This is a genomic window from Dietzia massiliensis, assembly GCF_018390595.1.
GTDB classification, from domain to species: Bacteria; Actinomycetota; Actinomycetes; order Mycobacteriales; family Mycobacteriaceae; genus Dietzia; species Dietzia massiliensis.
This window is the reverse complement of the sequence record NZ_JAHBAV010000229.1, coordinates 1-421: the sequence shown is the minus strand read 5'-3', so window position 1 is coordinate 421 and position 421 is coordinate 1. Positions and strand designations below refer to the sequence as shown.

Here is a 421-nt window from a genome sequence, read left to right as displayed (position 1 = left end):
ACATCACGCCGCCGGTGGCGCTGGCAAGCTACACCGCCGCCAGCATCGCCCGCGCCGATCCGATGCAAACCTCGTGGGACGCGGTGCGCCTGGCGCTGCCGGGCTTTATCATCCCGTTCATTCTGGTCTACAACCCGATGCTGTTGATGCAGGGCGACGATCTCAACCCGCTGTCGGTGCTGCATATGGTGATCAGCGCGCTGGTGGGGATCTACGCCCTGTCGATCGCCAGCGCCAATTTCTGGCTGATGAAGACCCACTGGCTGGAGCGGGTGCTGCTTACCGCGGCGGCGATTTTACTGATCAAACCGGGCCTGATGACCGATCTGGGCGGCGCGGCCCTGATCGCCGCCGCCGCCGCCATGCACCTGCTGCGCTATAAACAGCGCGCCGCGCTGCCGGGAGGCGCGTCATGATCCGC

At 65.8% G+C, this 421-nt stretch carries 1 pseudogene; it reads left to right on the top strand.

The window, feature by feature from the left end:
• A pseudogene (locus tag KHA85_RS20380) lies at positions 1-416 on the top strand (C4-dicarboxylate ABC transporter permease); the annotation flags it as partial.
• Positions 417-421: the final 5 nt, after the last annotated feature.